We start from the raw sequence: 17,406 nt of genomic DNA on the forward strand, positions 1-17,406 counted from the left end.
TTTAGTATGCAAAAATTACTTTATATCTTAAATGATTCTCCATATGGTGGAGAGAAAACCTTTAATGCGTTACGTTTTGCGCTAGCTTTAAAAGAAGAACATACTAAAGACGTAGAAATGAAAATTTTCTGTTTTTCTGACGCAGTGTTGTCTGGATTAAAAGGACAAAACCCGAAAGAAGGTGGTAATGTTCAAGAACTATTGAGCATTTTGACTGGACTAGGCGTAGAAGTAAAATTATGTACAACTTGTACTAATGCTCGTGCAGTATCACAACATCCATTAATTGACGGAGTAACGCTCGGTACATTAGCTGATGTTGCTGAATGGACACTATGGGCGGATAAAGTCCTTACTTTCTAAACATAACCAAATAACGCCGATTCAATAGAGATCGGCGTTTTTCTCTCTATATTTAATCAAGATATGACAACACAACTTAATCCAATTTCATTGCCATTGGCACAAAATAATGTAATTGAAGCTTCAGCGGGAACAGGCAAAACCTATACGATGGTTACTCTTTATCTACGCCTATTATTACAAGCTGGAGAAAATAATTTTCCAATGCCATTGGATATTGAACAAATTTTGGTGGTGACTTTTACTCGAGACGCGACCAAAGAATTACGGCAGCGGATTAATCAACGAATTCAATCTTGGTTAAAATTATTACAGCAATATCAGCAACATCAAGATAAACAGCAAATTGACGATGCTGAATTACTCGCATTATTGCCTTATCTAGAAAACAATTTAGATTTAGCTATTCAACGTTTAACTTTTGCAACACAATATATTGATAAAGCTGCGATTTTTACTATTCATAGTTTTTGCCAGCGTATTTTACGTCAATATGCGTTTGATTCTGGTTTAACATTTAATTTTTCTGTCAGTGAAGCCAATCAACAACAGTTACGACAAATTAATTATCAATTATGGCGTGAACAATTCTATTCACTTTCCGCAACACAAGCACAAATCGTCACCGATATTTTTCAATCACCGGATACCTTTTTTGATGCAAATGAGGCTTTGCTATCTGGTGAAATGCCGAAAATTACGACTGCATTACCGTTTACGGATCTCCAGGCAGGGTTAAGTTATTATCAGCAGCAGTTAGATGAGTTTACTGCTATTGAGCAGCGCTATTTTGCCGAATTTACACAATGGTTTAACCAATATCGCGATAATGTTCAGAAAAGAAGTAATGAAAAAATCATTGCCTATTGCCAATCAGTTACCGAAGATAGCGATATTAAGCAAAGAATGCAGCAGGCAATAACGCTAACAGAAATCAAATTTTATAAAGGTAAAGAGGTTCAGCTGCCAGAATTAGTGTTTAAATTAGAGCAGTTTTTTGAACAATTTTCATATACAGCTTATGTCAGTGTGATGAATTATCTTTATCTTACCACTTTACGTGAGCGCATTTTTGCTTATCAAGATCAACATAATGAAAAATATTTTGATGATTTGCTGCGTGTATTGCGTGATGTTCTGCTTAAACCGCAAGCAGAGAAATTAATCCGTTTAATTCGTCAGCAATATCCTTTTGCGATGATTGACGAATTCCAAGACACCGATCCTGTTCAATTAACGATTTTCGAGAAAATTTATCTATCGCCAATATCGGATCAACAAGTGACAGGTTTCACTGTAATCGGTGATCCAAAACAAGCCATTTATCGCTTTCGTGGTGCTGATGTTTTTACTTATCTGTCGATTATGGATCAGCAGCAAAATAACCACATTGAGCATATTTATACCCTGCAACATAATTATCGTTCTTCTGTTGCTTTGATTGACAGTATTAATCAACTCTTTTCACAGACGCAAAATCCGTTTTATTTAACTAATATTCAATTCCCACTTATTTCAGCACACCGTCAAGGTTATTTAGCTATTGCGCAAAAAAGACAAAAACCTTGGCAAATATTGCAGCTAAATGAAGAAATAAAATATAAAGAGTCTTATCAACTGGCAATGGCAGAAGCTTTTGCTTGTCATATTCAACAATTGCTTAAAGCGGCCGAGCAGCAACAAGCCTTGTTTATTGAAGATCCTGAGAGCCAGCAGCAAGTCGTTGCCGCCAAAGATATTGCAGTATTAGTAAGAAACAGAGATGAAAGCCAAATTATCCGTAATGTGTTAGCGAAAAAAGGCATTACGGCAGTGTTTTTATCAGAACAAGCGAATGTGTTTGAGACTACTACAGCTCGAGATTTGGCGCTTATTTTGCAAGCTTGTTTTACTCCATTTAGTGAGCGTGCGGTATTGTCTGCATTAGGTTCGACTTTATGGGGCTTAACCGCTGCACAAATTTACCAATTAAAAGAAGATGAATCTCAATGGGCAGCATTGATTGATCGCTTATTAAATTATCGTCATATTTGGCAAACACAAGGGGTGTTGCCAATGCTGTATCGGCTTTATCAAACAGAAGAGATTCCACAACGTTTACAACAGTTTGAGTTGGGCGAACGCTACTTAGTGGATTTATTGCATTTAAGTGAATTGTTGCAGCAAGCGATGAATCAGCAGCAAAATGAAGAAGCATTATTGAACTGGTATCAGCAGCAATTAAGTGGTGTTCAAGGTAATGAAGAAAATCGTTTACGTCTGGAACGTGAGCAAAATGTGGTGAAAATTATCACAATTCATAAATCGAAAGGACTAGAATTCCCCATTGTTTGTTTGCCATTTATTTTAACGAAAAAAGTTGCGGGTAAAGCCGAGTTTTATCATAATCAGCAAAATCAGCTGATGTGGGATATGCTGAAAGAGCATACGGAACAAACACGATTAGAAAATAATGCGGAAGATATGCGCTTGTTATATGTTGCTTTGACCAGAGCTAAATATCAACTCGTTGTTGGAGTACCCGCTGAACCAATGTTTAATGAAAAAAGCAATCTAGCGACATTAAATCCATTGGATTATTTACTGCTACAAGGAGAGAAAGCGGATTTTTCGGCACATAATCACTATGCAGAATTATTTGATCGAGCGCTTTCACCTGAACATTGGCAAGTCACTATGACAAATAAATTGCCATACAATGACAATTGGCGACCAAATTTAGCAAATACGCCGACCTTAACTGTTCGTCAATTTTCACAAGATATTGAAAAAAATTGGTTAGTGACCAGTTTTTCTGCGTTACAAGCAAAATTACAGGAACTTTATACGCAGCATTTTGCTGATATAGGGCAAGATCATTTTGATCAGGATTTATCATCAAATTGGCATAATGATAGTGAAGTAACGATTACCGATACAGAATTATCTCATTACTATCCAACCGGTTTTTCCCCTTTTGATTTTCCTAAAGGTGCGGTGGTAGGTTCTTGTTTGCATAGTTATTTAGAAAAGTTGGATTTCACCCAACCTATCAGCATTGATTCGCTAACAACGATTTGCCAAGCGCTTAATTTAGAAGAAACTTGGCTATCACCATTACAGCTATGGTTCACGCAAATTTTACAACAACCTCTACCTGAATTAGGTTGTTTAAATCAAATCAGCAAACGAGATAAATTAACCGAATTACAATTCTACTTAAAATTAGGAAAATTATTTAATAATCAGGAATTTAATTCCGTTTTAAGCCAATATCATCCATTATATGATCAACATTATCCAATTCGTGTGGATGAGATTAAAGGCTTTATTCGTGGTTTTATTGATGCAGTAGTTAGACGAGATAATCATTATTATATTATTGATTATAAAAGTAATTTCTTGGGAGAGCAGTTATCTTGTTATCAAGAAGAGAATTTACGCAAAGTTATTTCAGCACAGCGTTATGATTTGCAGTATTTGATTTATACATTGGCAGTACACCGCTATTTAAAACTCAATGATCCCGAATATCAGTATGAAACGCATTTTGGCGGTGTCTTTTATCTATTTTTACGTGGTATGGCAGTACCTGATACTCAGCAGCACACAGGAATATTTTTCACAAAACCTGCAACAGTATTAATTGAAAAACTTGATCAATTATGGGGTGAATGATGTTAGCACTATTAAAACAATTACGTGATCAAGAGATAATTGAAAATATTGATTACTACTTTGCCAAATTTATTCACCAGCAAGGTATGACTGTTGATAAACCTATTAATGATTTAGCGACTTTTTTAGCAGCACAATTAAGTTTTGTGCATCAAAAAGGGCATAGCTGTTTATTACTTGATCAGCATCTTTATGAAAATCCGTTTGAGTTAAAATTCGCCAGTGAACAACAACAATTATTAAAACAGTTGCAACAACTTTTACCACCACAATTGACGAGTTGGCAAACAAGTTTAGTGCAGCATCCGGCTTTTTCTATTGAAGAACAACAAGTAACACCAATCGTTATGCGTCCGTTGCAGCAGCAGATAGCACTATATTTTCACCGTATTTGGCAAAATGAACACTATATTGCGGAACGTTTAAGCCAGATCCAAACAATTCAATATTCACCATTGCAGCTTCAAGAAATTGAACGGATTTTAGCAACGCTATTTCCACAGAATGAGCAACATCCCGATTGGCAGAAAATTGCAGTAGCGACTGCCTTTTCACGCACCATTACCTTTATTTCTGGTGGGCCGGGTACAGGAAAAACAACCACAGTGGCAAAACTATTGTTGGGTTTGCAATGGTTACAACAGCTGCAAAATAAAGATTTTTTGACTATCCGTTTAGCAGCACCAACAGGTAAAGCAGCCACTCGATTAACGGAATCGCTACATCAAGCCATTCAGCAAATTAATTTACCGATTGAACTGAAGCAGAGCTTACCGCAAGAGGCAGCAACAATTCATCGCTTATTGGGCATAAAACCGAATGCGAAACCGGAATATCATCAGCAACGTCCATTGAATGTCGATTTATTAGTGATTGATGAAGCCTCAATGATTAATCTGTCATTAATGGCGACATTATTACAAGGCGTACATTCAGAAACACGTTTGATTTTTCTTGGTGATAAAGACCAATTAGCATCGGTTGAGGCTGGTTCAATCATGTCCGAACTGGGGCAATTTTTGCAATTTGGTTATAGTCAGCAACAAAATCATTATTTTCAACAAGTTTGTCAGCAACAATTGGCCGATACCACCGAGAATAACTTTATTCGTGATAGTTTGTGTCATTTGCAACATAGTTATCGCTTTAATGCTGATACTGGGATTGGACAATTGGCTAGATTGGTAAATCAACGACAAGCAGAGCAGAGTTGGCAACTATTTGAACAATATTCAGATATTCAGGCTTTTCCGTTATTTGTACATCAACCGAGTGATAATTATTCGGTGATTCAATTTGCTGCAGAGCTTTATCGTGATTATTTTCGCTATGTGAAACAGCAAACACGTTGGAGTTTGACGGAAATTCAAACTGCCTTTCAATATTTTAAACGTTACCGCCTGTTAAGTGCCTTACGTACAGGTTCATTAGGTGTAGAACAGCTTAATCAGAAAATTGTCGAACTGCTGCGTTATCAAAAACAGCTAGATTTCCGATTTGCCTATGAATGGTATTTAGGGAAGCCAATTATTGTATTGCAGAACGATCATAATATTCGTTTATTCAATGGCGACATTGGCTTAGTGTTGCCAGATGAACAAGGGAATTTAAAAGTTTGGTTTGAAACAGAAAGCGGTTTTCGTAGTGTACTTACTAGCAGAGTGCCTAGTGTTGAGCCTGCTTATGTGATGACAGTACATAAATCGCAAGGTTCAGAGTTTGATCATGCTGTATTAGTTTTGCCACAAGAGTATAATCCGCTACTTAGTAAAGAGTTAATTTATACTGCAATCACACGAGCTAAACAGCAATTTACTGTATTTAGCCAACAGGATATTTGGCAAATGGCAGTACGGAATCAAACCGTTCGTTGTAGTGGATTAGCAGAACAGATCAAGCAATATTTTGGAGGAATAAGATGCTAGTCGCTATTCCAGCATTAAGTGATAATTATATTTGGTGTTATAGCCGCGATAACCTGCACGCTTTATTAATAGATCCTGCTACAGCAGAGGTTGTAGAGAATTTTTTGGCAAAGTCTAGCCTAAAATTAGAGGCGATTTTAGTTACGCATAATCATGCCGATCATACTGGTGGAGTGGCACAATTACGTAAAAAATATCCGCATGTACCAGTCTATGCACCTACAGAAGTTGGTTCTAAATTAGCAACACATCTAGTGGAGTCTGGTATTCATCATACACCTTATTATACTATTCGCGTGTTGATGACTGGTGGACATACTGCTGGCCATATTAGCTATCTTGTTGATAATCACCTTTTTTGTGGTGATACTTTATTTTCTTTGGGTTGTGGCAGAGTATTTACCGGTGACTATGCACAAATGTTTGCTTCATTACAAAAAATTAAGCAATTACCAGATGACACAATTGTTTGTGCTGCACACGAATATACATTGAGTAATTTACGTTTTGCACAATCTGTAGAAAATTCTGTTGCATTAACGGAATATGCTAAAAAGATTGAACAACTAAGAGCAGAGCAACGTCCAACATTACCAACAACATTAGGTTTGGAAAAAGCATTAAATCCATTTTTACGTTGTGAAAACTTGGAAACTTTTATTGTGTTGCGACAAGCAAAGGATAAATTTTAATAGATGATGAATAAGAGATGAGAATTTGATCTCATCTCTTATGGTTTATTATAAATATTGCGCAAATTGGCTTTGTACATTCAATAATTGCTGTTTTGTCAACATAAAGACGCCATCGCCACCATTTTTAAATTTAATCCATTCAAATGGAACATTTGGAAATTGTTCCACAAGATGCACCATACTATTTCCCACTTCACAAATTAACACACCATTATCATTTAAATAGTCTGCTGCGTGCGCAATAATACGTTTCACTAGGATTAACCCATCTTGACCAGCTTCTAATCCTAAAATTGGTTCGTGAGAAAACTCGACTGGCATATCCGCAATATCTTCTGCATCCACATATGGTGGATTGCTAACAATCAGATCATAACCATCATGTGGTAAGTTATCAAAAAGATCAGACTGCAAAGGGAACACTTGATGTTCTAAATGGTGGTGGGCAATATTAATTTCCGCCACATTTAGTGCATCAAGAGAAATATCTACTGCATCAATTTCTGCATTTGGGAATTTATCTGCGCAAGCAATCGCAATACAACCGCTACCAGTACACATATCCAAAATACGTTTTGGTTCGCTGCGTACTACTCCTGTAAAGCCATCTTGAATTAACTCACCAATTGGGGAACGTGGCACTAAAACTCGTTCATCAACATAAAATTGCAAACCACAAAACCAAGCAGAGTGTGTCAAATAAGCGACAGGTTTACGAGTTTCAATGCGCTCGATCACAAGTGATAACAGCTTTTGTTTTTCAATATCAGTTAAACGAGATTGATATAATTCACTTGGCACATCTAAAGGTAAATGTAATGTTGATAAAACCAGTTGTAATGTTTCATCCCACGCATTGTCAAAACCATGTCCATAAAAAATATCTGAAGCATTGAAATAGCTATAAGTCCAACGCAGAAAATCTTGAATTGTATGTAAATTTGATAGTGGAGAATGTAGTTGGATTTCTTCGATAATATCTTGATTAAAAAGTTGTTGTTCAGTCATAGCATCCACTGTTAATAAAAATAAAAGAGGTCTATTTATACCATATTTTCAGAAAGAGATGGTAGTGTGATAGAATGACGCCCAATTAAAATTGATGAGGATAATCATGGATTCACAGGAGCAATCGTTATTTCAGGAATTTGTTAAAGATGTCAAACCGTTAAAACAAGACACTGTCACATTTTCTCTCCACCGTAAACATAATTTACAACAGCAGCAACAAGAAAAAAGAGAACTCCGCGAAAAAGAGGATACGTTATTCTATTTTTCTGATGAGTATGAACCATTATTAGATGAAACAGGCAGCCGTTATCTACGTGAAGGTGATGATCATTATTTATTAAAACGACTTCGTCGTGGCGATTTTGTACCAGATCTATTTTTAGATTTACATGGATTAACTAGAGAGCAAGCAAAACAAGAATTGGCGGCACTCTTGCTAGCTTGTGAAAAAGAACATTTACCTTGTGCCTGTATTATGACTGGTTACGGTAGTTTTACTCTAAAAAATCAAATTCCACGCTGGTTGGTACAACACCCAAAAGTGATAGCTTTTCATCAAGCGCCGAAAGAGTGGGGTGGCGATGCTGCGCTGTTAGTTTTGGTCGATATTGGAGAAGTTGTCATTTAAGATGCGTTATTTTTTTACGATTTTAATATGTTATCTGTTAAGCCATACTGCTATGGCTCATCCACATGCTTTTATTGATATGAAAAGTCAATTTTTAGTTGAGCAAGGTAAACTTACTGGGATTAGAATGCAATGGATAATGGATGAAATTTCTTCGTCTGAAGTGATTTATGAAATTGAAACCAGCAAAAATAAACAGCAAAAATTAGCACAACTCACCAATGAAATTATGCAAAATATTGTCGGACAACATTATTTTGCCTATTTTTATGATGATAAGCATCATCCAATTAAATATAGTAAGCAACCAGAAAATACTAAATTAACAATAATTAATAAAAGACAGCTACAAATTAATTTTGATCTGATATTGAGTAAGCCTCGTGAACTCAATCGGCAAACTGTAACCTTATTGGTTTATGATCCTACTTACTATATTGCGATGCTATATTTAACACCAAAAGATGTGAGTTTTCTGGGAGAAACCACTTGCAAGCTGAAAATTATTGAGCCAGAGTCAAATCCGACAATGAAGGATTATGCAGCAAGTTTAGATAAAAATGCAGAGGAAGATACTTCTCTTGGCGTCCTCTTTGCACAAAAGGTAACCTTATCATGTCCTTAATTCGCAATCTTACACTTTTTATATTACTGTTAATGGGGATAGCACTTATTACTTTAATGCTGTTTTATCCCTCAGTTTTTCAATTTATTTTTAATATTCAGCGCTGGTTTCATCAAGCCATTAGCACCACATTACAGAATATCAATCATTCAGACACTCATACACCACTCTTTCTGGTATTGCTTTGTTTTGGCTATGGTATTTTTCATGCTGTTGGACCGGGACATGGCAAATTTATCTTGACGAGTTATTTAACTACTAATCAAAGCCAGTTAAAACAAAGTATGACATTGGCGATGTTGTCTTCATTGGTACAAGGTATCGTGGCTATCCTTTTAACCACGATTGTGATTGTCATTTTTCAATTACCAACCTATTTTTATAAGTTATCACAACAATGGTTAGAGAGAATGAGTTTCTGCCTGATGATCTTATTAGGAATTTGGTGGTTATGGCGTACTTATCAACAATATCGTTTGCAAAAGGCACCTAAGATTACTATCAAGAAATGCCATTCCTTACCACAATCAACACATCATTTATTACAACCAATAAACGTACATCATGCAGAAAATTGTTCTTGCGGACATCAACATTTGCCATCATCCATACAGTTACAACAATCAAAAGATTGGCAATCGCAATTAATGTTAATTTTAAGTATTGGGGCAAGACCTTGTTCTGGAGCGATTTTAGTGTTGTTTCTCTCATATCTATTGAAACTATACTCATATGGCATATTAGCAGTTATCGCGATGTCGATTGGAACAGGCTTAACCTTAACAGGCTTTGCTTTATTAGTATTATTTGCACGAACAAGAGCAATTCAATTAAGTAAATGGTATCTACAACCTCGTTATAACCAAGCAATTGCATATTGGGTTAAAGTGATTTTTAGTATGTTGTTAATCTATATGGGAATCGCTTTATTGTATGGCTCAACATTACCTATTAGTGGCGGTAGAGCATTGTTTGGATAAGAGTAACGCCTATTTAATGTAGCAACTTATTTTTTGTTTCCTTTTTAAGCACTTAATTTCTTTTACTTTGAAAAAAGTTTGCTTTTCTCTATTTGCACACTATAATGGCGGGGCATTTCACGATGCGACCGTAGCTCAGTTGGTTAGAGCACCACCTTGACATGGTGGGGGTCAGTGGTTCGAGTCCACCCGGTCGCACCATTCATCATTCCGCAACCATTCGTAACTTTCCGAAAAACCTTTAAAAAATCAGTCCTGACAAGGCTTTTTAGCTATTTCACTTTCCGCAATAGTTCGCATTATTCCGCCTCTAGCCACGATTTTTAGTAACAAGTTTAGTAACAAGATGGCTAAACTTGAAAAAAATCTTGTTACTATATGCCTCGTATTAGATACTGAAATCAAAAAAGCAAATATTTCTTAGCAATTATCCTTTTATCCACCCTTTAAAACTATCCAACGCTAATAATTTTTGTTGATAAGCAAGGGTTGAGTCGCTGAAATAGCTTTCTAAACCATAGGTAGCAATTCTACTGGCAATTGGGACAAAAAAAGTATCAACAGCTGTGAATTTTTTACCTGCCAAATAAGGCCCACCAAATCTATTTAAACCTTCTTGCCATAATTGGTTGATACGTTTTATTTCTGTTGCAACTTGCTCCGAAACTTCTTTAAGCGGGGTATGAACTAAGGGATCAAAACCACAAGTTTGGCGGAATTTTGCAAATCCAGAATGCATTTCTGCACAAGCACTACGTGACCAAGCTCGTGCATAACGATCTTCTGCCCACACCTGTGGATAATCTTCCGAAATATATTCAATAATTGCCAGACTATCCCAAATAATTTGTTCTTGATCATGTAATACAGGCACTTTTGCTGTTGGTGAAAATTGTAAAAATTGTTGTTGCTGTTGTTTTCTATCTTCTAAAAAAGTCACTTCTTTATCTTCGAATGGAATGCCTAATTCTTTTAATAAAATCCAAGGACGTAATGACCACGAAGAGAGAGGTTTGCTAACATAAAGTGAATACATAATGTTCTCCTTGTTATTACAATTGAAATTACCAAGTAAATATTACTGTATTCTGATAAAAAAATAAGCCAAATGGCATAACTCATTTGGCTTATTCGTAATAACAATTTGTTCTAAGTTAGAATGCGGCGTTTCGTGGTGAACGAGGGAATGGAATTACGTCACGAATATTTTGTACTCCAGTCACATACACGATTAAACGTTCAAAGCCAAGACCAAATCCAGAGTGTGGTACAGTTCCATAACGGCGTAAATCACGATACCACCAATAATCTTCTTTCTTAAGTCCCATTTCTTCCATACGTTTATCAAGCATATCTAAACGCTCTTCACGTTGTGAACCACCAATAATTTCACCAATTCCCGGTGCAAGAACATCCATTGCGGCAACGGTTTTACCATCATCATTTAAACGCATATAGAATGCTTTAATATCTTTTGGATAGTTTTTCACCACAACTGGTGATTTAAAGTGTTCTTCTGCCAAATAACGTTCATGTTCAGAAGAGAGGTCAACACCCCATTCCACTGGGAATTCAAAAGTTTTACCTGATTGTTGCAAAATTTCGATCGCATCAGTGTAATCAACTTGTGCGAAATCTGAATTAATGAAGTCTTGCAAACGAGTAATAACGCTACTATCGATATGTTTAGCAAAGAACTCCATATCGTCCATACGTTCTGCTAATACTGCCTTAAACACATATTTCAACATATCTTCTGCTAATTTCGCATTGTCTGCCAAAGTAGCAAAAGCAACTTCAGGTTCAACCATCCAGAATTCAGCAAGGTGACGAGTAGTGTTTGAATTTTCCGCGCGGAATGTTGGGCCAAAGGTATAAACTTTACTTAATGCACAAGCATAGGTTTCACCATTTAATTGTCCTGATACGGTGAGGAATGCTTCTTTTCCAAAGAAGTCTTGGCTGAAATCAATTTCACCTTGTTCAGTTTTTGGCAAATTGGTGAGATCTAAGGTAGAAACTCGGAACATTTCGCCTGCACCTTCAGTATCTGATGCCGTAATGAGCGGAGTAGCTACCCAATAGAAACCTTGTTCATTAAAGAAACGATGGATTGCTTGTGCCAAACAATGGCGTACACGAGCAACCGCACCAATTAAATTGGTACGCGGACGTAAGTGAGCCACTTCACGTAAATATTCAATCGAATGGCGTTTTGCTGCCATAGGATAAGTATCAGGATCTTCAACCCAACCACAAACTTCCACTTTTTCCGCTAATAATTCAACAGATTGGCCTGCTGCCGGTGATTCCACTACTTTACCAGTCACAATGACAGCACAACCTGCGGTTAAACGTAAAATTTCTGATTGATAATTTTCAATAGTTTGTTCGATAACAATTTGAATTGGAGAGAAGCATGAACCATCATAAACGGATAGGAAAGAAACTCCTGCCTTTGAATCACGTCTAGTACGTGCCCAACCACGAACAACTGTGGACGCACCGATCGCTACGTCACCTTTTAGGATTTCGGCAACTGATTTAACTTGTGTCATAGAAACCTCAATGAATTATTGTTTTTTGTTAGACGCGTCATTCTACAATACTTTGCTACATCGATAAACTTGCAAAGTAGAAACGAATAGACTTTATCAATAAATTTTTAAAATTAAAATTTATTTTAAAAAATAAATTGTGAGATTTTTCTCAAAATTGATCCAAATCACTTGAGAGAAAGGCAAAAAATTCGTATAACAACATAAATTTATGATCTTATGGAGTCGGGCAGTTTTAATGTCGCTGTTAATGTGAGTATTATGACAAAGCAGTTAATGAATTCACCACAAAAATTACAACATTTGGGTACAATTTATCGTTTAATTGAACAATTTGATTTAATTTCACGGATTGATTTATCAAAAATTTCAGGATTAGCGCCAGCCAGCATAACTAATTTCACCCGAGATTTAATTGATTTAAAATTAGTGATAGAACGTACTACACAAACGCCAATTGTTAGAGGGCGTCCTGCAGTTGGTTTGGCTATTTCACCTTTCCATTGGCAATCGTTATGTGTGGTATTAAGTGAAAGAGAAATGACCATTTTTCTCTGCGAACTTAACGGTAAAACTGTTAAATCAAAAGCCTATCCTATTTTACCTAAACAACATCCACAACTAGCTAACTTATTGATTGATAATATTCGAGCCTTTCAAGAAGAATTTCAGCATAAAATCATTCAAACTTTTGCGCTTTCTGTGGCAATTGAAGGGCAGTTAAACCGTCAACAAACAGGTATAGAACGTTTAGGACAGTCTGTACTAGATATTGAATTACAAGAAACACTTAGCTCAGCCTTTAATTTACCAATTATTTTGTCAGAATATTTTGCTGCATGGGTTTTTGCTGAATCGAGTTTAGGTGCAGCGATTAGTAGCGATAATGTTATCTTTCTGCAAGTTGATGATGTCATCAACATGAGTGTATCTATCAAAGGAAAAATGATTCAAGGTAGTAAACAACAAAGAATGAATATTGATCGTGTCTGTTTACCAATGTTGAATCCATTAGCTGAAATTATTAGCCAAGATCTATTACCTGAAGATGCACAACAATTACAACATCATGTCACTTATTCTGCTATTTACAAATTAGTCAATCATTTACTACCAAACGAATTGGAAGATAATGATCAAAAAATTCAGTATCTCTGTGAATTAGCGAATGAAGGCAATCAACAAGCAATTGCCATTTTACATTATGTTGCTGATGGTATTTCTTATGTGTTGATGAATCTCGTTAATATTTTTTCATCAGATAAAATTATGATCAATTCAAGTTATCTGGGAGCTAATGCGATTTTTGTTGAGCACTTAAAACAAAAATTAAATGAAAACTTGTTACTCGATCAACATCAAGTCGATATTATCACTGGACACTACGCACAGAACAATGCAGTAGTTGCCAGCGCAATGGTAAAGAAATATTTATATAACGGTGATCTCATTGGTTCATTGTTAAAGTAAGTATAAATTGTAGCTCACACACAAAATTGCCTCGCATTGTCGAGGTAATTTTTTATCTATTTATTAAAAACGTTGGGAAGAAGATATTCATTCATAATAGAAAAGAAAAACCCCTGTTCCACTAGGAAACAGGGGGAGGTTTCAATGAATAAAATAAAAAAAACATTTGCTTACGCATTTGCAGTCACTAGCGGTTACTAAGACTCGCGAAAAAATAAAAAGTTCAAAAAAAACTGAAAAATTTTTAAAAAATTTTAAATATTTTATTTTTATAATAAAAATCAATTGGTTATCAATTATTTAAGAACGATTTTTTGTCCAGTTTCTGCACTTTGATACACTTTTTCAATTAAAGCTAAAACTTCAGCTGCCTGAAATGCAGTAACTTTTAATGGCTCATTTTCAGTAAGTGCAGCATAAATGTTGTCATAATAAGCTTGATAATTACCAGACACCGTTTCCAATTGAGTCCGAATATGCACATCATTAACTTCGGTATTTAAGATTCCCCATTTTTCTTGTGGTTCTTTATTCCAATCTCCTTTTGGTTCCACACCGGACAAGAGTAGTGCTTCTTGATTATCCAATTCATATTTTACATAAGAACCCAGCGTACCATGCATTGCTATAACCGGCCCTTTTTCGCGCACATATTTACTTGCTGACATAATGACTTTTTTATCGGCATAGTAGAAATTAATTTGGAAATTGTCCTCGTTTAGCGAACCTTGATTCTGACAACGTAAATCAGCATAAAGTGCTTGTGGTAAACCGAATAAATGAACCACTTGATCAATCAGATGCACTCCTAAGTCATATACTAGTCCTACACCTCGCTCGCCCGTTTCTTTCCATGCTTTGCTATTTTTAGTTGGTGAATAACGATCATAATGCACTTCATAATCCACAATATCACCAAGCAATTTGCTCTCTAAAATCTGTTTTACCGTTAATACACCATTATCCCAACGACGGTTTTGGTAAACAGATAATTTTACTTGATGTTTTTCTGCCAACTCAGCTAACTCTTGTGCCTCTTGTGCAGTAACACTTAATGGTTTTTCTACAATCACATGCTTACCAGCTAGAATGGCTTGTTTAGTTAAACTGTAATGTGTCAAATTAGGGGTGGTAATAATTACTAAATCAACATCGTCTGTTAATAATTCAGTAAATTGACGTACTGTTTGAATATGTGGATATTTCGCAGCGGCTTTATTACTGCTACGTTCAAAAATTTTAACCACATTAAAACGTGAATCACGTACTAAAAAAGGTAAATGAAAAACATTTGCTGACATACCAAAGCCAGCAATACCAACACGAATAACTTGTTGTTGCATTAATTAATTCTCCTAATCAATTTAATACTATTTAATCTTATCTAATTTCATCAATAGAAGATCATCTGGTAATTTCTGAATATGACGTAAACGTAGGAATAACAAGCAGGCCGCTGTCGTCAAACAAACTACAAAGCCAATCCAAAATCCTTTTGCTGTCATTGGCGCAGTAATCCAATCCGTTAAACCTAAAACGTAACCAACCGGCATACCGATCATCCAATAGCTAAATAATGAAATCCATAACACTGATTTTGTATCTTTATAACCGCGCAATGCGCCGCCAATAATTGACTGAATCGTATCGGAAAATTGATAAATTGCAGCGAAAATCAGCAAGCTGGAAGCCATAATAATTACCTCGGCATCACTAACAAAAATATGCGCAATCTTTTCACGAAACGTTAAGGTAATTGATGCAGTAAATAACGTTATAAATAAACCTAGTCCTAATGCACAAAAAGTAACTTGTCTAGCTTTTGCCGGTTTACCTGCTCCCAAACTTTGTCCAACCAAAATAGTCGTCGCCATAGCAATAGACATTGGTAACATATAAATGAAAGAACTGGTATTTAAAGCAATTTGATGACTAGCAATAATTTCCGCACCAAACGGTGAAATCAATAACGAAATAATGCAGAACAACAGTACTTCACAACAAATAGATACCGCAATTGGGAAACCAAGACGGACTAGTTTACTCAAGGTTTTATAGTTCGGTTTTTCTATCACCCATTCAAAGACCTTTAAATCTTGTTGATTTGGTGCTTTATAACAGTAGAGCACCATTAAGATAAAACCTACCCAATTTAAAATCATGGTTGCAATACCACAGCCGATAGCACCAAATGCGGGAACCCCTAACGCACCATAAATAAAAATATAGTTTAATGGAATATTTAATAACAAACAGGTAAAGGCAATTACCATTGCCGGTTTAGTCTTAGCAATACCATCATTTAAACAACGAAAAGTAATCATCAATAAATAGGGCAATGCGCCAAATGCCATTACTTTGAGGTATCCACTGGTAATATCGGCCAGTTCAGCATCCATTTGCATATAGTCAATAATAAAACGACTATTATAAATAATCAGTGCAATAGGAATACTGATAGCAACTGCAATCCAAGAACCTTGACGTACTTGATGTGCAATTAAATTACGTTTACCAGATCCATTTAAATAAGAAATGGTCGGTGGTAATGAGAGTAATAAACCTTGTCCGAATAACAATAATGGAAACCAAATCGATGCACCAACAGAAATTGCTGCCATATCTTTTGCGCTCACACGTCCAGCCATTATCGTATCTGTTAATCCCATCGAATTTTGTGCCACTTGAGCAATTAAAATAGGTGTGGCTAGTTTGATCAGTTCTATAATTTGTGTTTTATATCTTTGCCAATTTGTCATAGAATGTCCGACATTTGTGATTTATAGTTAGTTGCCTTTTCTAAAATACAGAGTTTGATTAAGGAAAAAAAATTATGTTTACAGGAATTATTCAAGGAAAAGCGAAAATCCAAGAAATTAAAGCGAAAGATAATTTTAGAACACACATTATAAAAATGCCACAGGATTTATTGGATGGTTTAACGTTAGGCGCATCAGTAGCTCATAATGGTGTCTGCTTAACTGTTACCGCGATTAATCACGATCTTATTAGTTTTGATTTGATGCAAGAAACCTTAAAAGTTACTAATTTAGGGGATTTACAGGTCGGTGATGAAATCAATATAGAACGTGCAATGAAAATTGGTGACGAAGTCGGTGGTCATCTATTATCTGGCCATGTTTATTGTACTGCTACTGTTGCGGATATTATTCGTTCTGAGAACAATTGCCAAATTTGGTTTAAATTACCTAATACAGAAGTAATGAAATATATCTTAACCAAAGGTTATGTTGCAGTAGACGGGATTAGTTTGACCATTGGTGCAGTAAAAGAGCAGTCTTTTTGTGTCAATCTAATTCCTGAAACGTTACAACGTACCACTATTGGACAAAAACAATTGAACGATAAAGTGAATATTGAGCTTGATTCACAAACACAGGCAGTAGTGGATACCGTAGAACGTTATTTAAGTCAGCAAAAATAATACAGATCAACCATAAAAAAGAAGGCAAAGTAATTGGTCTAATAGACAA

Annotated in this window: 14 protein-coding genes and 1 tRNA gene; 10 read left to right on the forward strand and 5 right to left on the reverse strand. The window is 35.7% G+C overall.

Annotated features, from left to right (window positions below; genetic code table 11):
• Positions 1 to 6 precede the first annotated feature (6 nt).
• The 4 genes from QS62_RS08150 to gloB all read left to right on the forward strand — a co-directional run bounded on the left by QS62_RS08150 (position 7) and on the right by gloB (position 6,637).
• On the forward strand, positions 7 to 363 hold the full coding sequence (locus tag QS62_RS08150; RefSeq protein WP_066108588.1) for a DsrE/DsrF/TusD sulfur relay family protein: 357 nt from the start codon (positions 7 to 9) through the stop codon (positions 361 to 363).
• A gap of 63 nt (positions 364 to 426) precedes the next feature.
• Positions 427 to 4,020 carry an exodeoxyribonuclease V subunit beta gene (recB, locus tag QS62_RS08155; RefSeq protein WP_066108592.1) on the forward strand — a complete coding sequence of 1,198 codons (3,594 nt, stop codon included), beginning with the start codon at positions 427 to 429 and terminating at the stop codon, positions 4,018 to 4,020.
• The gene (gene recD / locus QS62_RS08160; protein ID WP_231923693.1) at positions 4,017 to 5,945 is read left to right on the forward strand and encodes an exodeoxyribonuclease V subunit alpha; all 1,929 of its coding nucleotides are present in this window, start codon (positions 4,017 to 4,019) and stop codon (positions 5,943 to 5,945) included. Before recB ends, recD begins: the two co-directional genes overlap by 4 nt.
• Positions 5,939 to 6,637 carry a hydroxyacylglutathione hydrolase gene (gene gloB, locus QS62_RS08165; protein ID WP_066108598.1) on the forward strand — a complete coding sequence of 233 codons (699 nt, stop codon included), beginning with the start codon at positions 5,939 to 5,941 and terminating at the stop codon, positions 6,635 to 6,637. The genes recD and gloB overlap by 7 nt, the downstream gene beginning before the upstream one ends.
• A 48-nt stretch (positions 6,638 to 6,685) precedes the next feature.
• Here the strand turns inward: gloB and prmB are convergent, their stop codons facing one another.
• Positions 6,686 to 7,648 (reverse strand): 50S ribosomal protein L3 N(5)-glutamine methyltransferase, encoded by a 963-nt coding sequence (gene prmB, locus QS62_RS08170; protein WP_066108602.1) that lies wholly within the window; start codon positions 7,646 to 7,648, stop codon positions 6,686 to 6,688.
• A gap of 106 nt (positions 7,649 to 7,754) precedes the next feature.
• Between prmB and smrB the strand changes: the two genes are divergently transcribed.
• The 4 genes from smrB (at position 7,755) to QS62_RS08190 (ending at position 10,085) form a co-directional block, all read left to right on the forward strand.
• Positions 7,755 to 8,279 (forward strand): endonuclease SmrB, encoded by a 525-nt coding sequence (smrB, locus tag QS62_RS08175; RefSeq protein WP_082966162.1) that lies wholly within the window; start codon positions 7,755 to 7,757, stop codon positions 8,277 to 8,279.
• Between the two features lie 52 nt (positions 8,280 to 8,331).
• Complete coding sequence (locus tag QS62_RS08180; protein WP_197496285.1) at positions 8,332 to 8,904, forward strand: DUF1007 family protein; 573 nt, start codon at positions 8,332 to 8,334, stop codon at positions 8,902 to 8,904.
• Complete coding sequence (locus QS62_RS08185; RefSeq protein ID WP_066108614.1) at positions 8,895 to 9,884, forward strand: nickel/cobalt transporter; 990 nt, start codon at positions 8,895 to 8,897, stop codon at positions 9,882 to 9,884. The genes QS62_RS08180 and QS62_RS08185 overlap by 10 nt, the downstream gene beginning before the upstream one ends.
• A 124-nt stretch (positions 9,885 to 10,008) precedes the next feature.
• Positions 10,009 to 10,085 (forward strand) — tRNA-Val (locus tag QS62_RS08190).
• A 226-nt stretch (positions 10,086 to 10,311) separates the two neighbouring features.
• On the opposite strand, the gene QS62_RS08195 is transcribed toward QS62_RS08190, so the two are convergent.
• Both QS62_RS08195 and asnS read right to left on the reverse strand, forming a co-directional pair.
• Positions 10,312 to 10,920 carry a glutathione S-transferase gene (locus QS62_RS08195; protein WP_066108617.1) on the reverse strand — a complete coding sequence of 203 codons (609 nt, stop codon included), beginning with the start codon at positions 10,918 to 10,920 and terminating at the stop codon, positions 10,312 to 10,314.
• Positions 10,921 to 11,038: 118 nt separating this feature from the next.
• A complete protein-coding gene (gene asnS, locus QS62_RS08200; RefSeq protein ID WP_066108622.1) occupies positions 11,039 to 12,442 on the reverse strand; it encodes an asparagine--tRNA ligase in 1,404 nt (467 codons plus the stop codon).
• 261 nt (positions 12,443 to 12,703) lie between these two features.
• Between asnS and QS62_RS08205 the strand changes: the two genes are divergently transcribed.
• The gene (locus QS62_RS08205) at positions 12,704 to 13,912 is read left to right on the forward strand and encodes an ROK family protein (RefSeq protein WP_082966163.1); all 1,209 of its coding nucleotides are present in this window, start codon (positions 12,704 to 12,706) and stop codon (positions 13,910 to 13,912) included.
• 296 nt (positions 13,913 to 14,208) lie between these two features.
• On the opposite strand, the gene QS62_RS08210 is transcribed toward QS62_RS08205, so the two are convergent.
• Together QS62_RS08210 and QS62_RS08215 are read right to left on the reverse strand one after the other, a co-directional pair.
• Positions 14,209 to 15,255 (reverse strand): Gfo/Idh/MocA family oxidoreductase, encoded by a 1,047-nt coding sequence (locus QS62_RS08210; RefSeq protein WP_066108627.1) that lies wholly within the window; start codon positions 15,253 to 15,255, stop codon positions 14,209 to 14,211.
• Positions 15,256 to 15,282: 27 nt separating this feature from the next.
• Positions 15,283 to 16,671: an MATE family efflux transporter gene (locus QS62_RS08215; protein ID WP_066108630.1), complete on the reverse strand. Its 1,389-nt coding sequence runs from the start codon at positions 16,669 to 16,671 to the stop codon at positions 15,283 to 15,285.
• 74 nt (positions 16,672 to 16,745) lie between these two features.
• On the opposite strand from QS62_RS08215, the gene QS62_RS08220 reads away from it, so the two are divergent.
• The gene (locus QS62_RS08220) at positions 16,746 to 17,357 is read left to right on the forward strand and encodes a riboflavin synthase (protein ID WP_066108633.1); all 612 of its coding nucleotides are present in this window, start codon (positions 16,746 to 16,748) and stop codon (positions 17,355 to 17,357) included.
• Positions 17,358 to 17,406 lie beyond the last annotated feature (49 nt).

It is taken from the genome of Gallibacterium salpingitidis (assembly GCF_001678495.1).
GTDB classification, from domain to species: Bacteria; Pseudomonadota; Gammaproteobacteria; order Enterobacterales; family Pasteurellaceae; genus Gallibacterium; species Gallibacterium salpingitidis.

Excerpts from the sequence above, each read along its gene's own strand:
- QS62_RS08150 (WP_066108588.1), top strand. The coding sequence starts at position 7 with ATGCAAAAATTACTTTATATCTTAAATGATTCTCCATATGGTGGAGAG.
- recB (WP_066108592.1), top strand. The coding sequence starts at position 427 with ATGACAACACAACTTAATCCAATTTCATTGCCATTGGCACAAAATAAT.
- recD (WP_231923693.1), top strand. The coding sequence starts at position 4,017 with ATGATGTTAGCACTATTAAAACAATTACGTGATCAAGAGATAATTGAA.
- gloB (WP_066108598.1), top strand. The coding sequence starts at position 5,939 with ATGCTAGTCGCTATTCCAGCATTAAGTGATAATTATATTTGGTGTTAT.
- prmB (WP_066108602.1), bottom strand. The coding sequence starts at position 7,648 with ATGACTGAACAACAACTTTTTAATCAAGATATTATCGAAGAAATCCAA.
- smrB (WP_082966162.1), top strand. The coding sequence starts at position 7,755 with ATGGATTCACAGGAGCAATCGTTATTTCAGGAATTTGTTAAAGATGTC.
- QS62_RS08180 (WP_197496285.1), top strand. The coding sequence starts at position 8,332 with ATGGCTCATCCACATGCTTTTATTGATATGAAAAGTCAATTTTTAGTT.
- QS62_RS08185 (WP_066108614.1), top strand. The coding sequence starts at position 8,895 with ATGTCCTTAATTCGCAATCTTACACTTTTTATATTACTGTTAATGGGG.
- QS62_RS08195 (WP_066108617.1), bottom strand. The coding sequence starts at position 10,920 with ATGTATTCACTTTATGTTAGCAAACCTCTCTCTTCGTGGTCATTACGT.
- asnS (WP_066108622.1), bottom strand. The coding sequence starts at position 12,442 with ATGACACAAGTTAAATCAGTTGCCGAAATCCTAAAAGGTGACGTAGCG.
- QS62_RS08205 (WP_082966163.1), top strand. The coding sequence starts at position 12,704 with ATGACAAAGCAGTTAATGAATTCACCACAAAAATTACAACATTTGGGT.
- QS62_RS08210 (WP_066108627.1), bottom strand. The coding sequence starts at position 15,255 with ATGCAACAACAAGTTATTCGTGTTGGTATTGCTGGCTTTGGTATGTCA.
- QS62_RS08215 (WP_066108630.1), bottom strand. The coding sequence starts at position 16,671 with ATGACAAATTGGCAAAGATATAAAACACAAATTATAGAACTGATCAAA.
- QS62_RS08220 (WP_066108633.1), top strand. The coding sequence starts at position 16,746 with ATGTTTACAGGAATTATTCAAGGAAAAGCGAAAATCCAAGAAATTAAA.